The organism is Actinosynnema sp. NPDC037264 (assembly GCF_055603705.1).
In genome coordinates this window covers 204,757-223,056 of record NZ_JBVJVK010000004.1, presented here as the reverse complement: position 1 = coordinate 223,056, position 18,300 = coordinate 204,757, and the positions used below count along the sequence as shown (strand labels likewise).

The 18,300-nt window shown below is 73.3% G+C and carries 19 protein-coding genes; 5 read left to right on the top strand and 14 right to left on the bottom strand.

Annotated features, from left to right (window positions below):
- Positions 1-231: 231 nt before the first annotated feature.
- Positions 232-2,079, bottom strand: a complete 1,848-nt coding sequence (locus tag ACZ7GX_RS07370; RefSeq protein WP_498773873.1) for a Xaa-Pro dipeptidyl-peptidase — start codon at positions 2,077-2,079, stop codon at positions 232-234.
- A 159-nt stretch (positions 2,080-2,238) separates the two neighbouring features.
- On the opposite strand from ACZ7GX_RS07370, the gene add reads away from it, so the two are divergent.
- Complete coding sequence (gene add / locus ACZ7GX_RS07365; protein ID WP_498773871.1) at positions 2,239-3,240, top strand: adenosine deaminase; 1,002 nt, start codon at positions 2,239-2,241, stop codon at positions 3,238-3,240.
- Here add and ACZ7GX_RS07360 read toward each other — a convergent pair.
- Positions 3,197-4,360: an MFS transporter gene (locus tag ACZ7GX_RS07360; protein ID WP_498773869.1), complete on the bottom strand. Its 1,164-nt coding sequence runs from the start codon at positions 4,358-4,360 to the stop codon at positions 3,197-3,199. The genes add and ACZ7GX_RS07360 overlap by 44 nt on opposite strands.
- Positions 4,360-5,262 carry an alpha/beta hydrolase gene (locus ACZ7GX_RS07355; RefSeq protein ID WP_498773867.1) on the bottom strand — a complete coding sequence of 301 codons (903 nt, stop codon included), beginning with the start codon at positions 5,260-5,262 and terminating at the stop codon, positions 4,360-4,362. Before ACZ7GX_RS07355 ends, ACZ7GX_RS07360 begins: the two co-directional genes overlap by 1 nt.
- Before the next feature lie 71 nt (positions 5,263-5,333).
- Here ACZ7GX_RS07355 and ACZ7GX_RS07350 point away from each other — a divergent pair, with 71 nt between their 5' ends.
- Positions 5,334-6,200, top strand: a complete 867-nt coding sequence (locus ACZ7GX_RS07350; RefSeq protein WP_498773865.1) for a LysR family transcriptional regulator — start codon at positions 5,334-5,336, stop codon at positions 6,198-6,200.
- The gene (locus ACZ7GX_RS07345; RefSeq protein WP_498773863.1) at positions 6,197-7,417 is read left to right on the top strand and encodes a family 4 glycosyl hydrolase; all 1,221 of its coding nucleotides are present in this window, start codon (positions 6,197-6,199) and stop codon (positions 7,415-7,417) included. The genes ACZ7GX_RS07350 and ACZ7GX_RS07345 overlap by 4 nt, the downstream gene beginning before the upstream one ends.
- Here the strand turns inward: ACZ7GX_RS07345 and ACZ7GX_RS07340 are convergent.
- From ACZ7GX_RS07340 to ACZ7GX_RS07330, 3 genes are read right to left on the bottom strand one after another with little or no spacing between them, the layout of a single operon-like run.
- Positions 7,405-8,037: an endonuclease V gene (locus tag ACZ7GX_RS07340; protein WP_498773861.1), complete on the bottom strand. Its 633-nt coding sequence runs from the start codon at positions 8,035-8,037 to the stop codon at positions 7,405-7,407. The genes ACZ7GX_RS07345 and ACZ7GX_RS07340 overlap by 13 nt on opposite strands.
- Positions 8,038-8,048: 11 nt before the next feature.
- The gene (locus ACZ7GX_RS07335; protein ID WP_498773859.1) at positions 8,049-8,984 is read right to left on the bottom strand and encodes a DUF3500 domain-containing protein; all 936 of its coding nucleotides are present in this window, start codon (positions 8,982-8,984) and stop codon (positions 8,049-8,051) included.
- A gap of 9 nt (positions 8,985-8,993) precedes the next feature.
- Positions 8,994-9,416 (bottom strand): hypothetical protein, encoded by a 423-nt coding sequence (locus tag ACZ7GX_RS07330; protein WP_498773857.1) that lies wholly within the window; start codon positions 9,414-9,416, stop codon positions 8,994-8,996.
- Positions 9,417-9,482: 66 nt separating this feature from the next.
- Here ACZ7GX_RS07330 and ACZ7GX_RS07325 point away from each other — a divergent pair, with 66 nt between their 5' ends.
- Positions 9,483-10,268, top strand: a complete 786-nt coding sequence (locus ACZ7GX_RS07325; protein ID WP_498773855.1) for an arylamine N-acetyltransferase family protein — start codon at positions 9,483-9,485, stop codon at positions 10,266-10,268.
- On the opposite strand, the gene ACZ7GX_RS07320 is transcribed toward ACZ7GX_RS07325, so the two are convergent.
- Positions 10,252-10,902 carry a maleylpyruvate isomerase family mycothiol-dependent enzyme gene (locus ACZ7GX_RS07320; RefSeq protein ID WP_498773853.1) on the bottom strand — a complete coding sequence of 217 codons (651 nt, stop codon included), beginning with the start codon at positions 10,900-10,902 and terminating at the stop codon, positions 10,252-10,254. The genes ACZ7GX_RS07325 and ACZ7GX_RS07320 overlap by 17 nt on opposite strands.
- A 63-nt stretch (positions 10,903-10,965) precedes the next feature.
- Between ACZ7GX_RS07320 and ACZ7GX_RS07315 the strand changes: the two genes are divergently transcribed.
- The gene (locus ACZ7GX_RS07315; RefSeq protein WP_498773851.1) at positions 10,966-11,496 is read left to right on the top strand and encodes a CGNR zinc finger domain-containing protein; all 531 of its coding nucleotides are present in this window, start codon (positions 10,966-10,968) and stop codon (positions 11,494-11,496) included.
- 45 nt (positions 11,497-11,541) lie between these two features.
- Here ACZ7GX_RS07315 and ACZ7GX_RS07310 read toward each other — a convergent pair whose 3' ends face one another.
- The 7 genes from ACZ7GX_RS07310 to ACZ7GX_RS07280 all read right to left on the bottom strand — a co-directional run bounded on the left by ACZ7GX_RS07310 (position 11,542) and on the right by ACZ7GX_RS07280 (position 18,263).
- The gene (locus ACZ7GX_RS07310; protein WP_498773849.1) at positions 11,542-11,970 is read right to left on the bottom strand and encodes a CBS domain-containing protein; all 429 of its coding nucleotides are present in this window, start codon (positions 11,968-11,970) and stop codon (positions 11,542-11,544) included.
- A 102-nt stretch (positions 11,971-12,072) separates the two neighbouring features.
- Complete coding sequence (locus ACZ7GX_RS07305; protein WP_498773847.1) at positions 12,073-13,242, bottom strand: MFS transporter; 1,170 nt, start codon at positions 13,240-13,242, stop codon at positions 12,073-12,075.
- Positions 13,239-13,778, bottom strand: coding sequence for an NADPH-dependent FMN reductase (locus ACZ7GX_RS07300; RefSeq protein WP_498773845.1), 540 nt, complete (start codon positions 13,776-13,778; stop codon positions 13,239-13,241). Before ACZ7GX_RS07300 ends, ACZ7GX_RS07305 begins: the two co-directional genes overlap by 4 nt.
- Before the next feature lie 49 nt (positions 13,779-13,827).
- Entirely contained in the window at positions 13,828-16,467 is a 2,640-nt protein-coding gene (locus ACZ7GX_RS07295; protein ID WP_498773843.1) for an ATP-binding protein, read from the bottom strand.
- Between the two features lie 49 nt (positions 16,468-16,516).
- Entirely contained in the window at positions 16,517-16,708 is a 192-nt protein-coding gene (locus tag ACZ7GX_RS07290) for a hypothetical protein (RefSeq protein WP_498773841.1), read from the bottom strand.
- A gap of 31 nt (positions 16,709-16,739) precedes the next feature.
- On the bottom strand, positions 16,740-16,892 hold the full coding sequence (locus ACZ7GX_RS07285) for a hypothetical protein (RefSeq protein WP_498773839.1): 153 nt from the start codon (positions 16,890-16,892) through the stop codon (positions 16,740-16,742).
- A 183-nt stretch (positions 16,893-17,075) separates the two neighbouring features.
- Positions 17,076-18,263 (bottom strand): MFS transporter, encoded by a 1,188-nt coding sequence (locus ACZ7GX_RS07280; RefSeq protein ID WP_498773837.1) that lies wholly within the window; start codon positions 18,261-18,263, stop codon positions 17,076-17,078.
- Positions 18,264-18,300 lie beyond the last annotated feature (37 nt).

The window sequence follows — 18,300 nt, the reverse complement described above, 5'->3', positions numbered from 1 at the left end:
CTTGTCTGCACCAACACCCCTGTTGCCCCACAGCCCCCCCCCCCCCCCCCCCCCCCCCCCCCCCCCCCCCCTCTCCCCCCCCCCCCCCCCCCCCCCCCCCCACCAGTGCCGTGGCCCAAGCGCGTCGGGTTCGGCTCATCTGCCACCTCCTTGACGACTGTCGCGCCGATCCGACCACAGCCGCACCTGTTAGTGGAAGACTTTCCAAGTAGACGCTACGTAAATTACTTTCTAACCAACCGATCGGCGCAACGCGGCGAGGCCCCCGACCACGGGGAGTTCCACGACCGTCGACGTCAGGTCGATCGACAGCCCCGCGCCCGGGTCCGGCCGCAGCGTGTAGTCGTGGTCAGAAGAGATCAGCACGAACTCGACGCGGTGACCAGACGGGACCACGTAGTCGTTCGGCTCCAGCTCGACCTCGACCCGGTACTGCTTGCCCGGCTCGATCGGCTTGGTCCGCGACGGCGACACCCGGTTCTGCGGGTCGGTCCACCCGCGCGTGATCACGTGCGACGTGCCGTCCGGCGCCCGGTCCACCAGCAGCGCGGTCACGTTGGCCGCCGGCCGGTCGAACGAGATCGCCAGGTCGACCCGGGCCACGCCGGAGAACCGGAGCGGCGTGGAGGTCGGCCCCGTCGTGTACGACAGTCGGTTGCCGGAGGTGGGCAGGTCGATCAGGTCCTCGGCGAGCTTGGACGAGTCGTCGCGCAACGTCTCGACCACCGCGTTGCCGGGCACGGACGCGAACCGCAGCGCGCCCTTGGCCGTGCCGCCCGCCCACGGGTACACCCGGGCGGTCGACGTGCCGGGAGCGGGCCAGTCGGCCTCGTCCACCCACGTGGTCTTGTCCTCGCGCTGGATCGTCGCCTTGGGCTCGCGCTCGATGCCGTTGTCGACGCCGTACAGGTAGTGGCTGAACCAGCGGTTGATCGTGCGCCGCCACTCGACCGACCGCAGCGTGTCCGGGTCGGTGTGCCCGGACTGGTGCAGCCAGATCTTGTGCTCCACGCCGTGCCGCCGCAGCGCGTCGTACCACTGCGCGACGTGCTTGACCTTGACGTTCCAGTCGCTCAGCCCGTGCACGGCCAGGACCGCGGCCCGCACCTTCGACGCGTCCTTGACGTAGTTGCGCTCGTCCCAGAACTCGCTGTAGTCGCCGGTCACGCGGTCCTGCCGGGCCGCCACGTCGGCGATGACCGGCTTGCAGACCTCCCGGTCCTCGCGCGTGTAGACGTACTCCGCGAGCACGTCCAGGTCCTCGCCCTGGAACGTGCCGGGCGCGACCACCGCGCCGTCGGCCCGGTAGTAGTCGTACCAGCTCGAGATGGCCGCGATGGGCACGATGGCCTCCAGGCCCTCGACCCCGGTGGCCGCCACGGCGTTGGGCAGGGTGCCGTTGTAGGACACGCCCATCATCGCGACCTTGCCGGTGGTCCAGCCCGCCATGACCGGCGCCCCCGCCGCGTCACGCGCGGTGGTGCGGCCGTTGAGCCAGTCGACCACGGACTTCGAGCCCACGGTCTCGTTGTGGCCGCCCGAGGTGGGGCAGCCGGTCGACTTGCCGGTGCCGAGCGACTCGGCGTACACCATGGCGAAGCCGCGCGAGACGAAGTAGTCCTCGTAGCGGCCGGACCGGATCGGCGCCGGGTTGGGCCCGACGGCGGCGGTGATCCGCTCGTCCGCCTCGGCCTTGAGCAGCGAACCGTCCCGCTTGTCGTACCCGCCGCGCCGGTTCGGCACGTACAGCTCCACGTCCACGTCGTGGTTGGCCACGTCGTTGCCGCCGGAGAAGTACGGGCTGTTGAAGAACACCACCGGCACCTTCAGCCCGCGGTCGGTGGCCTTCTGGCGCACCACCTCGGTGTAGACCTCGTCGTCCTGGCCGTCGCGGTCGCTGTCGACCGGCGCGCGCACCCAGACGCTCTCGCGGACCACGTCCTTCGGGTCGAAGACGGGTTGCGCCTCGCCACCGACGAACACCGGGCCTTCCGCGACGGCGCCGGCCACCGCGGGCGTCAGCCCCAGCGGCAACGTCACCAGAGCGGCGAGCACCGCGGCTCTCCGTGCACCCTTCACGACCGAACCCCCATCATGTGTAGGACAGGTTTGCCGGTGACCCTCCCCCGCGCCCCAACCCCTGTCAAGGGTTCCGGAAGTCCACAGTGGACATCAATCGAAGACCCGACGAACGGCCCCTTGACCAGCGCCGGAGACCTGTGCAGACTCCCCCGGGCCATGCTTGACTTCATCGCCGCGCTGCCCAAAGTGGAGTTGCACGTCCACCTCGTCGGGTCAGCCTCCCCCGCCACCGTCCTCACCCTCGCCCGCCGGCACGCCGGGCACGGCGTCCCGACCGACGAGCCGGAGCTGCTCCGGTTCTACGAGTTCACCGGCTTCGGCCACTTCATCGACGTCTACGCCGCGGTGAACGACCTGGTCACCACGGGCGACGACGTCGCCGCGCTGGTGCTGGGCCTGGCCGAGGAGCAGGCGCAGCGCAACGTCCGCTACGCCGAGGTGACCGTGAGCGCGACCAGCCACCTGCGCGCGGGCATCGCGCCGGAGGAGCTGGACGAGGCGCTGACCACCAGCCGCGAGCAGGCGTTGGCCGAGCACGGCGTCGAGCTGGCGTGGGTGTTCGACATCCCCGGCCTGTGGGACCGGGACTTCGGCCTGACCAGCGCGAAGTACGCCGTCACGCACCGGCCGCCGGGCACCGTCGGCTTCGGGCTCGGCGGGTTCGAGGCGGACGCGCCCCGGCGGGCGTTCCGCGAGGCGTTCACCGTCGCCCGGGACGCGGGCCTGCACTGCGTGCCGCACGCGGGCGAGACCACCGGCCCGGACCAGGTCCGGGAAGCGCTGGACGAGCTGCACGCCGAGCGGATCGGCCACGGCGTCAACGCGGCGCGCGACCCCGAGCTGCTGCGCCGGCTGGCCGACGAGCGGATCACCCTGGAGGTCTGCCCGACCTCGAACCTCCGCACGGGCGCCGTCAAGGACCTGGAGGACCACCCGTTGCCGAGGCTGCTCGACGCGGGCGTGCCGGTCACCCTGGCCACGGACGACCCCGGCATGTTCCACACCGACCTGGACCGCGAGTACCTGCTGTGCCACGAGGTGTTCGGCCTGGGCCGCGGCGAGCTCGCCGAACTGGCCCGCACCGGGGTGCGGGCCAGTTTCGCCTCCGAGGACCTCAAGCGGTCACTGCTGGCCGAGATCGACGCGCTCGGTCACTGACACCGCTCGCCACCGCGACCCCGAGACCGGCCAGCGCCAGCGCCGCGCCCACCCAGTTGGGCGCGGTGTAGCCGAACCCGGCGTCGATCGCCGCGCCGCCCAGCCACGCGCCCGCCGCGTTGCCGAGGTTGAACGCGGCGATGTTCGCCGCCGACGCCAGCGCGGGCGCGCCCGACGCCTGCTCCAACACCCTGGCCTGCAACGGCGCCACGGTCGCGAACCCGAACACGCCGAACACCGCGATCGTGATCGCCGCCGGCACGGCCCACTGCGCGGTGAACGCGAACACCGCCAACACCACCGCCAACGCGCCCAGGAACGCGTACAGGCTCGGCATCAGACGACGGTCCGCCGCACGCCCGCCCACCACGTTCCCCACGAACAGCCCCACCCCGAACAGCACCAGCAGCCACGTCACCGCGCCCGGCGAGAACCCCGCCACCTCCGTCATCATCGGCGCGACGTAGGTGAACGACGCGAACACCGCGCCGAACCCGAGCGCCGTCGTGACCAGGGCCAGCCACACGCCCGGCCGCCGGAACACCGCCAGCTCGCCGCGCAGCCCGGTCGACGCGGGCTGCGGCGGCACCAGCGCCACGATCCCCACCAGCCCGAGCACGCCCAGCGCGGTCACCGCCCAGAACGTCGACCGCCACCCGAACTCCTGGCCCAGCGCCGTGCCCGCCGGCACGCCGAGCACGTTCGCCACGGTCAGCCCAGTGAACATCATCGCGATCGCCCGCGCCCGCCGCTGCGGCGCGACCAACCCGGCCGCGACCACCGACCCGACGCCGAAGAACGCGCCGTGGCACAGCGCGGCGACGACCCGGCCCACCATCAGCACCGCGTAGTCGTCGGCCACCGCGCACACCAGGTTGCCCAGGACGAACAACGCCATCAGGCCGACCAGCAGCTGCTTGCGCGGCAGCCGCGACCCGCCCGCCGTGATCAGCGGCGCGCCGACCACCACGCTGAGCGCGTAGCCGGACACGAGCAGCCCGGCGGACGGGATCGAGACCCCCAGGTCGCCCGCCACCTGCGGCAACAGGCCGACGATCACGAACTCCGTGGTCCCGATGCCGAACGCGCCGACGGCCAGCGCGAGCAATGCGGGCGGCATCACCGGGCACCGAGCCAGGTCCGCAGTTCGCCCAGCAGCACGCGGTACTCGTCGAGCTCGCCGTCCATCAGCACGAACGGGTGGATCGTGCCCTCGAACTCCCGCAACCGCACCGGCACGCCGGCCGCCGCCAACCGGGCGGCGTACCGCTCGCCGTCGTCGCGCACGGGGTCGTGCCCGGCGATGGCCACGAACGCGGGCGGCAGCCCGTCCACCGACGCGCGCAACGGCGCGGCGAGCTCGGAGACGGGGGTCGAACCGAGGTAGTGCGACCAGAACCACCGCATCGTCGCGGTCGACAGCCCATAGCCCGTCGCGTGCTCCGCGTAGGACCGGGTGGTGAAGTCGACGTCCAGCGCCGGCACCACCAGCACCTGGAACGCGAGGTCGAGCGCGCCGCGGGCCTTCAGGGCCACGGCGGCGGCGAGGTTGCCGCCCGCGCTGTCGCCCATGACCCCGATCCGCGCCGGGTCGACGTCCACCGACGCCGCGTGCTCGAACAGCCACGCCGTGGCCGCGTACGAGTCGTCCAGCGGCACGGGGAACGGGTGCTCCGGCGCCTTCTGGTAGTTCACCGCGAACACCGCGTGCCCGGTGGCGTTGGCCAGCGCGCGCAGCGCCACGTCGTAGAGGTCGAGGTTGCACGTCACCCAGCCGCTGCCGTGCAGGAACACGATCGCCGGGAACGGCCCGTCGCCCTCGGGGTAGTAGATCCGCGCGGGCAGGTCGGCCGTCGGTCCGGGCACGAAGAGGTGCGCGACGCGCGCGACCGGCTCCCGCGGGCCCTGGAACGCGACGAACCCCCACTGCGCCCGGCGTGCCTCGGAGACGGTCAGCTCCTCCAGCGGTGGCGCGCCCGCGATCTTGTCCAGCACCGCGCGGGCCTGTTCGGTCAATGCCATGGACCAATCATGGGATGACCGGGCCTCATAAGTCCAAGGCATGTTCTTTCTGGAACGCATAAGCTGAAGTCATGACGTTGCGGCAGTTCGAGTACCTGATCACGGTCGTGGACGAGGGCTCCTTCACCCGCGCCGCCGAGTTGCTGCACGTCACCCAGCCCGCCCTCTCCCACCAGATCCTGGCCCTCGAACGGGCCGTGGGCGCCCGGCTGCTCGACCGGCTGCCCCGCGCCGTCCGCCTCACGCCCGCCGGTCGCGCCTGGCTGCCCCACGCCCGTGCCGCCTTGGACGAGGCGGAGCGCGCGCTCACCGCCGCACGACGCACGGCGGGCGTGGAGTGCGGTGAACTGCGCGTGGCCACGCTCTACTCGCTCACCCTCGGCGTGCTGCCGGTCGTGCTCCGGCGTTGGCGCGCCGAGCACCCGGACGTCCGGATCCGCCTGTTCGAGCACCGCCACGCCGACGAGCTGCGGGAGGCGATGGCCGACGGGCAGGCCGACATCGCCCTCGGCCCCGAGCCGGTGAACTGGGTCGGCTTCACGCAGCGGCTCGGCGTGGAGGAGTTCGTGATCGTCCTGCCGCCCGACACGCACCACCGCGAGCCGATCGACCTGCGCGAGCTCGCCGACGTCGGGTGGGTGCACTACGCGCCGGGCAACGGCCTGGCGGACCTGGTCGACGCGGCGTGCGCGGACCGCGGCTTCCAGCCGGGCGCGGCCGTGCGCACCGAGCAGACCGCCGCGGCGCCCGTGCTGGCCGCGTCCGGGCTCGGGCCCGCGCTCGTGCCGCGCAACATCGTGCCGGAGACGTTCGACGGCACGGTCCTGCGCACCGATCCCCCGGTGCGGCGGACGCTGGTCGCGTACGGGCACAAAACGCCCGATCCGCTCGCCTCGGCCTTCGTGGCGCTGCTCGCCGGGGCAGGATGGGACGCATGAGGCTGGTCATCCTGGGCGGCGGCGGCTTCCGCGTGCCGCTCGTGCACAAGGCACTGGACGAGCACATCACCGAACTCGTGCTGCACGACGTGGACGCGCACCGGTTGAACGCGATCCGCCACGTGCTGCGCGACGGCCCGCCGGTCACCGCCACCACGGACCTGGACGAGGCGCTGCGCGGCGCGGACTTCGTGTTCTCCGCGATCCGGGTCGGCGGCCTGGCCGGACGCGCGATCGACGAGGAGGTGGCGCACGCGCACGGCGTCCTCGGGCAGGAGACCGTCGGCGCGGGCGGCATCGCGTACGGCCTGCGCACCGTGCCGGCGGCGGACGCGATCGCCCGGCGCATCGCCGAGCTCGCGCCGCACGCGTGGGTCGTCAACTTCACCAACCCGGCCGGGCTGATCACCGAGACCATGGCCCGCCACCTGGGCGAACGGGTGATCGGCATCTGCGACTCGCCGCTGGGCCTGTGCCGCCGCGTCGCCAAGGCGCTCGACCTGGAGAACCCGACGTTCGACTACGCGGGCCTGAACCACCTCGGCTGGCTGCAGGGCGTCTACCTGGGCACGGAGAACCTGCTGCCCACCCTGCTGGACGACGACGAGGCGTTGGCGGGGTTCGAGGAAGGCCGGCTCTTCGGCGCGGAGTGGCTGCGCGCGTTGGGCGTGATCCCCAACGAGTACCTGCACTACTACTACTCGACGCGTGAGGCGTTGGGCGACAACCGAGGCGCGTTCCTGCTCGACCAACAAAAACGCTTCTACGACGGCGACGTGGACTGGGAGACCACGCGGCTGGAGCGTGAAGCGACGTACATGGCTCAGGAACGGGAGCGCGACAGCCTCGAAGGCGGTGGCTACGAACACGTGGCCATGGCGCTCATGCGCGCCATCGCGGACAACGAGACCGCCACGCTGATCCTCAACGTGCCCAACAACTCCACCTTGTCCACAGTGGACGACGACGCGATCGTCGAGGTGCCGTGCGAAGTGGACGCCGCGGGCGCGCGTCCACTGCCGGTGAGCCCGCTGCCCGACCACGCGGCGGGCCTCGTCACGTCGGTCAAGGCCGTGGACCGGCTGATCATGGAGGGCACGCGCCCGGCCGCGCTCAAGGCGTTCGCCCTGCACCCGCTGGTCGACTCGGTCGCCACCGCCAGGAGCCTGCTGGACACCTACGTCCGCCGGCACCCGGAGCTGGCCTACCTGAGCTGAGCCCGGCCCAGCGCGTCCGCGCGCCGGGTCGTCTCCGGCAGCCGCGTCACGCACAGCCGCAGCACCTCGGCGCACGCCCGGTCGAGGTCGATGCGGTGACCCACGGACACGAACACCGGCTTCACCCCGTCCCGCGTCCGCAACGCCCGTCCCACGACCTCCCCGTCGTCCACGAGGTCGGTGTGCGCGCCGCGCGCGTCGTCCGGCATCTCGAACCGGCCCATCGGCGTCTTGGCCACGCCGACACTCGGCAGGCCGGTCACCACCCCGAGGTGGCAGGCCAGCCCGAACCGCCGCGGGTGCGCCAACCCCTGCCCGTCGCACACCAGCAGGTCCGGCGTCACGGTCAGCTTCCCCACCGCCTCCAGCAACGACGGCAGCTCCCGGAACGCGAACAGCCCCGGCACGTACGGGAAGTCCGCCTTGCCCGTCACCACGACGGAGTCCACGGTCCGCAACGACTCCGCGTCCAGCACCACGACCGCCGCCGCCAGCCGTTCGTCGTCGGCGTAGGACACGTCGAGCCCGGCGACGTGCCGCACCACCAGCCCGGGATCGGTCACCGTCGACACCGAGGGCCGCAGCCGCTCCTGCTCGGCGATCGCCTCTTCTGGAGTCATTCCTTCTGGGGTCACGGGTGCCTCACCGAGGCGCGGTGGGCCGCGAGCAGGTCCTCGCCGAAGTCGCCGGACCGCCGTCGCCACACCGTGTGCGCGTGGTTGGCGTCGTTGTCCGTGTTGTCGTACTCGATCAGCAGGTCCGGCCCCTGGATCCGGTAGTAGTGCCCCGCACCGCGCTTGTCCGACCCCTCCCACGAGAAGTGCAGCCGGTCGGGGTCCAGCGCGTCGAACTCCTCGTCGGCCAGGTCACCGGTGAGCCGGTCGAGGTAGTACCGCACCAGCCCGACGAGGAGCCCGCGTGAGGCGCGGTCGAGCTGGGCGGGCGTGACGCCGACGGGGTCGAGGTCGCCGACCCGGCGCGCGTTGCCGGTCTTCAGGTCCGGCGGCGGCGTGTCGGAGACCACGGCCAACCCGCGTGCCGTGCGACCCATCCGGTCCAGCAGCTCGCGCGCCAGCTCCTCTTCCAGCCGCAGCGGTTGGAGCACCGTGCGGCCCCGGTACGTGGTGCGGGCCGGGTGCGCGCCGAGGAAGAACGGCGTCGCCGACACGCGCCCGTCGGCCACGACCACGCTCACCGACAGGTGGTGGCCCTCGACCCGCCAGCCCCACGGCTCGTCGCCGGGCTCGCCGAGCAGCACGGTCCAGTAGTCGCCCTGGTGCCGGTCGCGGGTGCCGCCTTCGCGGTCGTCGAGCACGTCCTCCAGCGCCATGATCGCCGTGGTCTGCGCGTAGGCGTGCGGGCTGAGCACGCACGACAGCAGCCGGTGCACGGCTTTGCGCTGGTCACGGGCCAGGTCGCCGTAGCCGAGGCCCGGCCGCTGCCCCGGCGTGTACGCCCAACGCGTGCGCAGGTCGTCGTCGGCCACGTCCCGGACCGCCACCGCCCGCTGCCCGTCGTCGAGCAGGTCGAGGAAGCCCCTGGTGGCTTCGGCGATCTCGTGCAGCATCACTCGAACTTAGCCGCCCTGCGGTCGCGGAGCAGCGGCCGGGCGTCGGGCGTCGACGACGAGCAGGACGACGGGCAGGACCACCGCGAGCGCCAGCGTCACCACGTTGCCGACCTGGTCGACCACCGGCATGTCGTCGAGGTGCCCCAGGTGGAAGACGAGGTGCGGCACGGCGAACACCAGGTAGGACACCAGGACGGCGCGGGCCAGGAGCAGGTTGGCCGCGGCGAACGCCAACGCGACCGCGAGCGCCAGGTTGAGGCTGCCGAAGTCGCGCAGCAGGTGCTCGTTGAACGGCGGGAACATCGCCACCCAGTGGTGGCCGGGCGCCGGGAAGCCGTCGTAGAAGCCCTGCGGCGAGAGCAACGCCCAGCCGCCGACGCCCGCCTGCACGGCGGCCAGGAACCACAGTCCGATCCGGAGGAAGCTCATGCACCTCGGACGACGTGCGCGGCCGAAGCGTGACAGGACCGGTGTCGTGGCTGACATCCTGGCCCGGTGTGGAATGGCGAACTCCTCGACCTCGACGCGTACCTCGACCGCGTCGCCTTCACCCCCGACCCCGCCGCCGACCGGGCGAGCACGCTGCGCGGCCTGCACCGCGCGCACCTGGCGGCCATCAGCTTCGAGAACGCCGACGTGCGCGACGGCGTGCCGATCGCGCTGGACGTGCCGTCGTTGCAGGGCAAGCTGGTCGCACGGCGGCGCGGCGGGTACTGCTTCGAGCAGAACCTGCTGTTCGCCGCCGTGCTCGACCGGCTCGGCTACGAGGTGACCGGGCTGACCGGCCGCGTGCTGCTCGGCCGCACGGGCGACATCCCCCGCACGCACGCCGTGCTGCGGGTGGACCGGCGCTGGCTGGTCGACGTCGGCTTCGGCGGCGGCGGGCTGCTGGAGCCGCTGCCGCTGACCGCCGGCGCGTCCGCCCGGCAGGGCGACTGGACGTTCCGGCTCGACCACGCCGACGGCGTGTGGACGCTCCGGTCGTTGCAGGCCGGCGACTGGTTCGCGCTGTACGACTTCACCGAGGACCCGCGCGGGCCCGCCGACTACCGGATCCTGAACTACTACATGTCCACGAACCCGGCGTCCTCGTTCGTCGGCCCACTGCTGGCGCAGCGCACCGACGACCACGCCCGCCACAACCTCAAGGACTTCGAGCTGACCGAGACGCGCCCGGACGGCTCGGTCGTCAAGCGCACCCTGACGCCCGGGGAGCGGGAGACGGTGCTGCGCGAGGAGTTCGGCCTGGACCTGCCCGACCGGGCTACGGCCAGGGCTTGAGCTCGGGCGCCTCGCCGGTGATCGTCCCGGCCGGCTCGCGGCCCGCCAGCCACGCGGTCAGGTCGGTGAGCGAGCCGGTCAGGGTGACGTCCTCGCCCTCGCCGATCCTCCACCGGCGTTCCGGGGCCTGGAGGGTGAGCCGGACGCCGTCGGGCACGCGGGCGGACAGGAAGTCGACGGCGTGCTCGCAGAACTCGGGCGACCAGGTGACGGGGCCGAGGTCGAGGTCGCGCAGGTGGATCTCGACCTCGCGCCAGACCCCGTAGGCGGTGCCGGTCAGCGTGCCGTCGCGGTAGTAGACCGGGGTGTCCCAGTCCCGGACGTCGTCCCACGCCTTGGTGAGCCGGGCGACGGCGTCGGCGATCGCGGCCCGGTGCTCCGCCGCGGAACGCCCGGCGCCCGCCTCGATCGCGGCGTCCCGGGCGGGTCGGCCACCGGGGTAGGGCTCGACCTTCGTGCCCTCGTGCTCGGCTTGGCCCGCCAGCGCGACCGTGACGTTCGCCAGGTGGACCAGCACGTGGCCACGGGTCCAGCCGGGCAGCGCCGACGGCTGCGCCACCTGCTCGTCGGTCAGGTCCTCGATCGCGGCGGCCAGCCTGCGGTGGGCGTCCAGCGCGTTCGCCTGGATCGTCACACGTTCCCCCTAATGGTTGATTCGCTCAAGTCCGTTAGGGAACCTATCACTAGACTCGGCCAGGTGGCACTGGCTCTGGAGTTCGCGGGCACGGTCCGGCACGACGGGCACGGCGGGCTCGTGGACGACCTGGCCACGCCGGAGGGCTTCACCGCGTGGGCCGGGGTGCGGGCGGACGAGGCGCTGCGGCAGCGGGCGGTCGAGCTGCGCTGGGCCGTGCGGTCGCTGTTCGCGCACGCCGCGCAGGCCGACGAACGCCTGGACACGCCGCACCTGATGGACGTCGGACGCGCGCTGGAGGTCGTCAACGACGCCGCCGCGCGGGCGCCGCGGGCGGCGCGGTTGGAGTGGGACGATCAGCCGAGGCTGCGCTACGTGGACTCGGCCGACGAGGGCGACCGCCTGCTGGCGGCGGTGGCGACCGCGGCGATCGAGTTTCTGGCCGGCGGCACGCGGGCCGACCTGCGCGCCTGCCCCGCGCCCCGGTGCATCCGGTACTTCGTCAAGGCGCACCCACGGCAGGAGTGGTGCAAGCCCTCGTGCGGCAACCGGGCCAGGGTCAGCCGGCACTACCACCGCGGGCGCGACAGCTGACGACGCGGCCGCGCGGACACCCGGGGACGCCCGCGCGGCCGGTGGCTACCCCTGCACGATGTACGCGGTCAGCTGGTCGTGGTCTTCCTGCAACTGGTTGATCCGGCTCTTCACCACGTCGCCGATGCTCACGATGCCGACCAGCTCACCGCCGTCGACCACCGGCACGTGCCGGATGCGCCGCTCGGTCATCAACACCGTGAGGCTGTCGACCGAGTCCCGCGGCGTGCAGGTGAGCACCTCGCTGGTCATGATCTCCGCCACCGGCGCGGCCAGCAGCTCGCCGCCCCGGTCGTTCAGCTTCCGCACGACGTCGCGTTCGGACACGATCCCGGCGATGCCCCCGGGCCCGAGCACGACCATCGCGCCCACGTTGTGCTCGGCCAGCGCGGCGACGAGCTCCGCGACCGACGCTCTCGACTCGACCGTGGCCACGGCCGAACCCTTGTTGCGCAACACGTCAGCGATCCTCATGGGCGCCTCCCGATCTCCGCCAGACCCGGTTGCTACCCAGCTCAGGCTAGTTCGCCGAGGACGTGATCGGCAGATCGCGCGCCCGAAGAGAGCACGACCCCGTCACGTCGTCCCGACCCGCGCGACCGTCGCGAGGACGCCCGCGGCGGTGATCGCGACCAGCACCACGACGGTCTGGTGGAACCCGCCGAGCGCCGCTCCCAACGCCGGCCCGACCGAGAAGCCGACCGTGCGGACCAGCGTCGTCACGCCTCCGGAGGTGCCCATCAGCTCCGGTGGCGTCCGCGCCATGACGGCCGCCGCGTTCGGCCCGGCGAACAGCCCGTGCCCGATCCCGACCACCGCCAGCCGCCACGCCAGGTCCCACGGGTCGTCACCCGCCTGGAGCAGCAGGACCGTACCGATCAAGGCCACCGCCGTGCCGACCACGGCGACCAGCCGGTACCCGTACCGGTCCGCGATGACCCCCGCCACCGGCGACAGCACCGCCATCCCCGCCGAGAACGCCAGCAGCACCAGCCCGACCGTGCGCGACGGGAGGTCCACCAACGCGTAGGGCACGGCGAAGTGCAGCGCACCGGCCCCGATCACGATCAGCACCATCGCCACCAGGGGCGCCGCCACCGACGGCAGCCGCACCACCCGCGCACCGAGCACCGCCGACTCGACCAGCAGCCGCGCGCCCGGCCACGGCAACCCGCGCCCGTCCGTCGCGATCCCCCGCCGCCCGACCAGCACGGCGAGCGCCACCACCGGCAGGTTGATCAGGAAGACGGACCGCCAGCCGAACAGGTCGGTCAGCACCCCGCCGAACGCCGGTCCGGCCACGCCGCTCAACGGGATCAGCGTGAGCACGATCCCCATCGCGCGCGCTCGGTGTTCCGGGCGCACGTTGGCCGCGATGACCGGCATGGCCAGTGCGCCGATCAACGCGCTGAACACCCCCTGCAAGGCCCGTCCGATCAACACCACCGCGGCGTTGGGCGCGAGCGCGATCAGCAGGCTGGTCGCCCCGAACCCGCCGACCGCCAGCAGGAACGCGGGCAGGTGCCCGGCCCGGTCCAGCCACCTGCCGGCCGGGATGCTCAACGCGATCAACGGGATGTTGTAGGCCAGCAGGACCCACTGGGTGACCGTGGGCCCGGCGTCGAGCTCCGCCCCGAGCACCGGCAACGCCACCGCCACGGCGGTGAGGTCGAGCGCCCCCAGCACGATCGCGGACGACACCGCCCACACCGCGCTCCAGCGGGTGCGCTCCACGACGGCGGTCACGCGGCCACCCGGCCGACCAGCTCGGCGAGCACCCCGCCCAGCGCCGCGCGCAGCTCGTGGTCCAGCAACCTGTCGTGCTCGTCGAACCGGCGGAACGCGTGCCCGACCACCACCGGCGCGCCGATCACCGTCGCACCGGCCGCGGTCAGCACCCTCCGCAGGTCCTCCTGCGCCGACGCCGCGCCGTGCGGGCTGGGGCTCGCGCCGACCACGGCGACCGGCTTGCCCGTCAGCACGCCCGTGCCGCGCGGCCGGGACGCCCAGTCCAGCGCGTTCTTCAACTGCCCCGGGACCGACCCGTTGTACTCCGGCGTCGCGATCAGCAACGCGGTGGCCGACGCGACCGCCTCCCGCAACGCCGCGACCGGCGGCGGCACCGGCCCGTCCTCGGCGTCCTCGTCGAACGGCGGCACGGACGCCAGCCCGTCCCACGACGCCAACCGCGCGCCGGCCGGCAGCTCGTGCCGTGCGGCGGCCAACAGCCTCCGGTTGAACGACTGCGCGCGGAGGCTCCCCGCGATCCCCAAGATCTCCATGCCGTCAACGGTCGGTCTAAGGCGCCCCGCGCGGCATCGGGCACGAGCCCTATTCGAACAGCCTCAGCCGGTGCGCCGTCGCCGCCGCCTCGACCCGGTTGGCCACGCCGAGCTTGCCGAGGATGTTCGACACGTGCACGCTCGCCGTCTTCACCGAGATGAAGAGCCGTTCGGCGATCTCCCGGTTGGCCAGGCCGTCCGTGACCAGCCGCAGGATCTCCACCTCGCGCGCGGTCAACCCGAACCTGGCCCGGTGCGAGTCGCCCTCGCCCGTCAACGTCACCCGCGCCCGCCGCGCCAGCTCCGCGACCCGGTCGCGCAACGGCGTCGCGCCCAGCCCCTCGGCCAGCTCCGCCGCCCGCCGCAACGCCTCGGCGTCCCGGGTCTCCGAGGCCAGCCCGAACAACGCCTCGGCGTGCCACAAGGGCTGGCCCAACGCCTCCCACGCCTCGACCGCGGCCCGCCACTCGCCCCGGCACGTCGACGCCCACGCGGCCTGCACCGGCCCGGCCACCGGCAGGTCCGGCACGGCCACTCCGAGCCGCACGCCCAACGCGGCCAGCGGCCAGGAGAACCGGGACGCGATCCGCGCGTGCGGCAGGGCGAACGCGGCCCGCACCACGGCCGCCGCCTCGTCCACCCGGCCCTGCGCCCACCGCACCTCGGCCTCCAGCCGGTGCAGTTGCAGCGGGTCCTGGACGAACGGCGCGTCGGCCAGCTCCCGCGCCCTGGTCAACGCCCACTCGGCCCGGTCGACCTGGCCGCGCCGCACGTCCACGAACCCCGCCAGGCACAGCAGGTGCGCGTGGTAGACCGCCGGCGGCGCGTGGTCGAGGGCGTGGTCGACGCACTCCAGCGCCTCGTCCCACCGGCCCGCCGCGATCAACGCCCTGGTCAGGTCCACGGCGTGCGACGCGCCCGCGGACCGGGCCAACCCCAGCTCGCGGGCCGTCCGCAGGCCCAGCCGGGCCAGCTCCTCGGCCTCCGCGACCCGCCCGTACGCCTCGGACAACGACGACTCGCAGTGCAGCGCGCGCAGCCGCACGCGGTGCGCGGCGACGTTCTCCGCGATGGCCCGCGCGCGGCGCAGCCGGGGCAGCTGCGCGTCCAGGTCGCCGAGCCGCGCGTCCAGCACGGCCAGGGTGATCAGGGCGGCGGCCTCGGACGGGTCGTCGCCGGCGTGGTGGGCCGCGTCCAGCGCCTCTTCCGCGACCTCGCGCGCCTCGTCCGGGAGCGGGATCGCCATCAGCCGGGCGGCCAGCGAGTTGAGCAGGTAACCGCGGATCGGGTGCCCCTCGGGCGCGAGCCGCACGGCCTCGCGGTGGTCTTCGAGCGCGCCCCGCCGCCCGAGCTGGGCGCGCAGCCGACCGCGTTGCTCCAACACTGCCGCGTACCGGATCCGCTCGGCCCCCGGGTCGAGGTGGGCCAGCAGCTCGCTGGTCAGCTCCTCGCCGCGCTCGTGCTCCCCCGCGCGGCTCGCCGCCTCGCCGGCCGCCTCCAGCACGGTGAGGCGGTCGACGCCGAGGTGCGACGCGTTGTCCCACAAGGACAACACGCGGTCGAGCATGGCCAGCTGCTCGGCGTAGGCCAACGCGCGACGGGCGTGGCCGGCGGCCTCCCACGCGGCGGACACCGCGCCCGCGACGTCACCGGCCGCGTACCGGTGGTGCGCCAGCTCGGCGGCTGCGGACCCCGGCAGCACGGCGGCGTACCGCGCGTGCAGCTCGACCCGTTCGCCGGGGAGCAGCCGCCGGTAGACCGCGTCGCGGATCAACGCGTGCCGGAACGCGTAGCCGTCACCGTCCACCACCATCACGCCACCGTCCACGATGGACCGCATCGGCGTGACGTCGTGCACTTCGCTCAGGATCTCGTGGGACACACGTCGGCCACCGACGGCGGCGGCGCGCACCAGGGCGACGGCGTCCGGCTCCAGCCGTTCGACCCGGCTGAGCAGCAACTCCTCCAGCGACAGCTCCGCCGCGCCGTCCACCAGCGCCTCGACGAACAGCGGGTTGCCCTCGCTGCGCCGGAACACGGCGCTCGCGGCCACCGGATCCGGTTCCGCGCCGAGGATCCCGCGCAGCTGGGCCCGCACGTCGCGGGCGGACAGCCGGGGCAGCTCGATCCGGCGCACCCACGGCACCCGGCTCAGCTCGGCCAGCAACGGCCGCACCGGTCCGCCGAGTTCGTCGGAGCGGTAGGTCACCACGACCAACGACCGCGGCACCGCGCGCTGGTTGCGCACCAGGAAGTCGAGCAGGTCGCGGCTGGAGCGGTCGAGCCAGTGCGCGTCCTCGACCACGAGCACCACCGGTCGTGGCGCGGAAAGCCTGGCCAGCAACGACACGACGCCCTCGAACAGCCTCGGTCGCGCCTCGTCGCCCGTCGCCTCGCCGTGGAAGGACGGCAGCAGCGGCGCGAGGTCGGCGCGTTCGGAGTCGGTCACCCCGACACCGCGCAGGGCCGCGACGAACGGCGCGAACGGCAGCCCGTCCAGCTCGACGCATCCGCCGAGCAGCACGGTGGCGTCCAGGCGCGACGTGAAGTCGTCGAGCAGCCGGGACTTGCCGACGCCCGCCTCACCGCCGACGAGCACCGTCGCGGGCGCGTGGTCGAACGCGCCCGCGAGGTGCCCGAGTTCGGCCGACCGCCCGACCAGCTCCGGGCTCACCAGGTGTGCGCTCATCGCGCACCGGAGACTAGTCGAGCGGTCGCGTGCCGGTGGTCGTCGTCGCTCAGCCGCCGCTCGTGCGCCGGAACACGCGCCGTCCGACGAACGTGTTCTGGTGCGGGCGGCCCGGGTTCTTGTTCACGCCGTCGTTCTTCTGGGCGTGACCGCGGCGGGCCGCGCGGTTGAGCGGAACGGCGGGCTGCTCCGGCTGGTCCTGCTCGCCGCCGTCGGCCTGCGGAACGTCCTGATCGGTCATGTTTGCCTCCTGGGTGTGGCGATGTCGCTGGTCAGCGACGCCGCATGGCGTACTGGCGCGGGTTGACGACGGCTCGGCCACCGCCGAAGCGCGGGTGCACCGCGCCGTTGCCGCGGGCGCCGCGGCGTGCGGCGCGGTTGGTCGGCTGGTCGTCGTGTGGCGGTTCGTTGCGCATGGTGGGCATGCGTTCGCCTCCTCGGTGTTCGAGGCGTGCAAAGGGCTACGACCCGTGGTTCGACACGGTCGTGAGAAGAGCCGCTAAGGCCACCAGGAGAAGGGCGCGGCACGGCCCGAGGCCGGTGCGGCGCTGGAGGAAGAAGTCCTCAGAGGTAGATCTGGAAGAACATGGTCATGACCGTAGCCTGGTTCACGCCGCGACGCCAATCATTTTCCGCCGCGACCGCTCGGACCACGCCACGGCGGGCGTCATGGCCAGCGCGGCGGCCAGGAACAGCGCGCCGAGCACGAGCCAGCCCACCGCTCCCCCGCCCAGCACGAGGGTGGTGAGGAGCAGCGGGCCGACGGTGCGCGCCACGGCCGTGCCCGTGCCGTAGAACCCCTGGTACTGGCCCTGCTTGTCGGCCGGCGCGAGGCCGAACCCGATCTCCCACGAGCCCGCGCCGTGCCGCATCTCGCCGACGACCTGGATGCCCGCCGCACCCACGAGCAGCGCCACGGCCACCCAATCGGGTACACCTGCGGACAGGGCGAACACCACGCAGGACGCCAGCAACAGCACGCCACCCCGCCGCACCGACCGCGTCGCCGTGCGCAGGTCCGTGACACCGCGCGCCAGCCGCACCTGCCCCACCACCACCGCAGCCGTGTTGAGCACGAAGAGCAGGCTGACGACCCACTTCGGGGCGGAGGTGCGTTCGGCGACCCACAGCGGCACGACCAGGCTCAGCATCGGCATGTAGAGCAGCGACACCGAGTTCAGCAACGTCACCAGGGCGTACGGCCTGTCCCGAAGTACACCGAGCCGTCCCGTGGTGGCGACCGCCTCCACCTCCGGCACCCGGCGCAGCACTACCGCCGCGACCAGGAACCCGACCGCGTCCACCGCGAACACCACCAGGTACGCCGCCGCCGTGTCCACGTGCAACGCCACCCCGCCGAGCCCCGCGCCGACCGCCAGCCCACCGTTGACCACGGACTGCAGCAGGGCCCGCACTCGCGTCCGCTCCCCGGGCCCGACCAACCCCGCCAGCAACGCCTGCCGTGCGGCGGCCAACCCGCACTGCCCGCACGCGTAGACGCACGCGGCCACCACGAACGCCCAGAACGAGCGGACCACCAGGAACGACGCCAACGCCCCCGCCGTGACGACCGCCAACCCGACCGCCACCCGCCTCGGCCCGACCCGGTCGGCGAAGTGCCCCAACCCCACCCCGACCACCGCCCCGACCGCCCAGGCCACCGTCAGCGCCACGCCGACCTGCGTCGCCGACAGGCCCACGATCCGGGTGAAGTAGAGGGCGGAGCAGACGTAGAACGCCCCGTCACCCACCGAGTTGGCTGCTTGAGCGATCGCGAGCACCTTCGTCGTCCCCATGGACGTCACGCTAGGTGCCCGATTGGCCCAGACTAAG

Coding starts and splice junctions, on each gene's coding strand:
- ACZ7GX_RS07310 (WP_498773849.1), bottom strand. CDS start 11,970: ATGAGGATCGCTGACGTGTTGCGCAACAAGGGTTCGGCCGTGGCCACG.
- ACZ7GX_RS07345 (WP_498773863.1), top strand. CDS start 6,197: ATGAGGCTGGTCATCCTGGGCGGCGGCGGCTTCCGCGTGCCGCTCGTG.
- ACZ7GX_RS07330 (WP_498773857.1), bottom strand. CDS start 9,416: ATGAGCTTCCTCCGGATCGGACTGTGGTTCCTGGCCGCCGTGCAGGCG.
- ACZ7GX_RS07280 (WP_498773837.1), bottom strand. CDS start 18,263: ATGGGGACGACGAAGGTGCTCGCGATCGCTCAAGCAGCCAACTCGGTG.
- ACZ7GX_RS07355 (WP_498773867.1), bottom strand. CDS start 5,262: ATGGCATTGACCGAACAGGCCCGCGCGGTGCTGGACAAGATCGCGGGC.
- ACZ7GX_RS07285 (WP_498773839.1), bottom strand. CDS start 16,892: ATGCCCACCATGCGCAACGAACCGCCACACGACGACCAGCCGACCAAC.
- add (WP_498773871.1), top strand. CDS start 2,239: ATGCTTGACTTCATCGCCGCGCTGCCCAAAGTGGAGTTGCACGTCCAC.
- ACZ7GX_RS07350 (WP_498773865.1), top strand. CDS start 5,334: ATGACGTTGCGGCAGTTCGAGTACCTGATCACGGTCGTGGACGAGGGC.
- ACZ7GX_RS07300 (WP_498773845.1), bottom strand. CDS start 13,778: ATGGAGATCTTGGGGATCGCGGGGAGCCTCCGCGCGCAGTCGTTCAAC.
- ACZ7GX_RS07360 (WP_498773869.1), bottom strand. CDS start 4,360: ATGCCGCCCGCATTGCTCGCGCTGGCCGTCGGCGCGTTCGGCATCGGG.
- ACZ7GX_RS07290 (WP_498773841.1), bottom strand. CDS start 16,708: ATGACCGATCAGGACGTTCCGCAGGCCGACGGCGGCGAGCAGGACCAG.
- ACZ7GX_RS07295 (WP_498773843.1), bottom strand. CDS start 16,467: ATGAGCGCACACCTGGTGAGCCCGGAGCTGGTCGGGCGGTCGGCCGAA.
- ACZ7GX_RS07340 (WP_498773861.1), bottom strand. CDS start 8,037: ATGACTCCAGAAGAGGCGATCGCCGAGCAGGAGCGGCTGCGGCCCTCG.
- ACZ7GX_RS07335 (WP_498773859.1), bottom strand. CDS start 8,984: ATGCTGCACGAGATCGCCGAAGCCACCAGGGGCTTCCTCGACCTGCTC.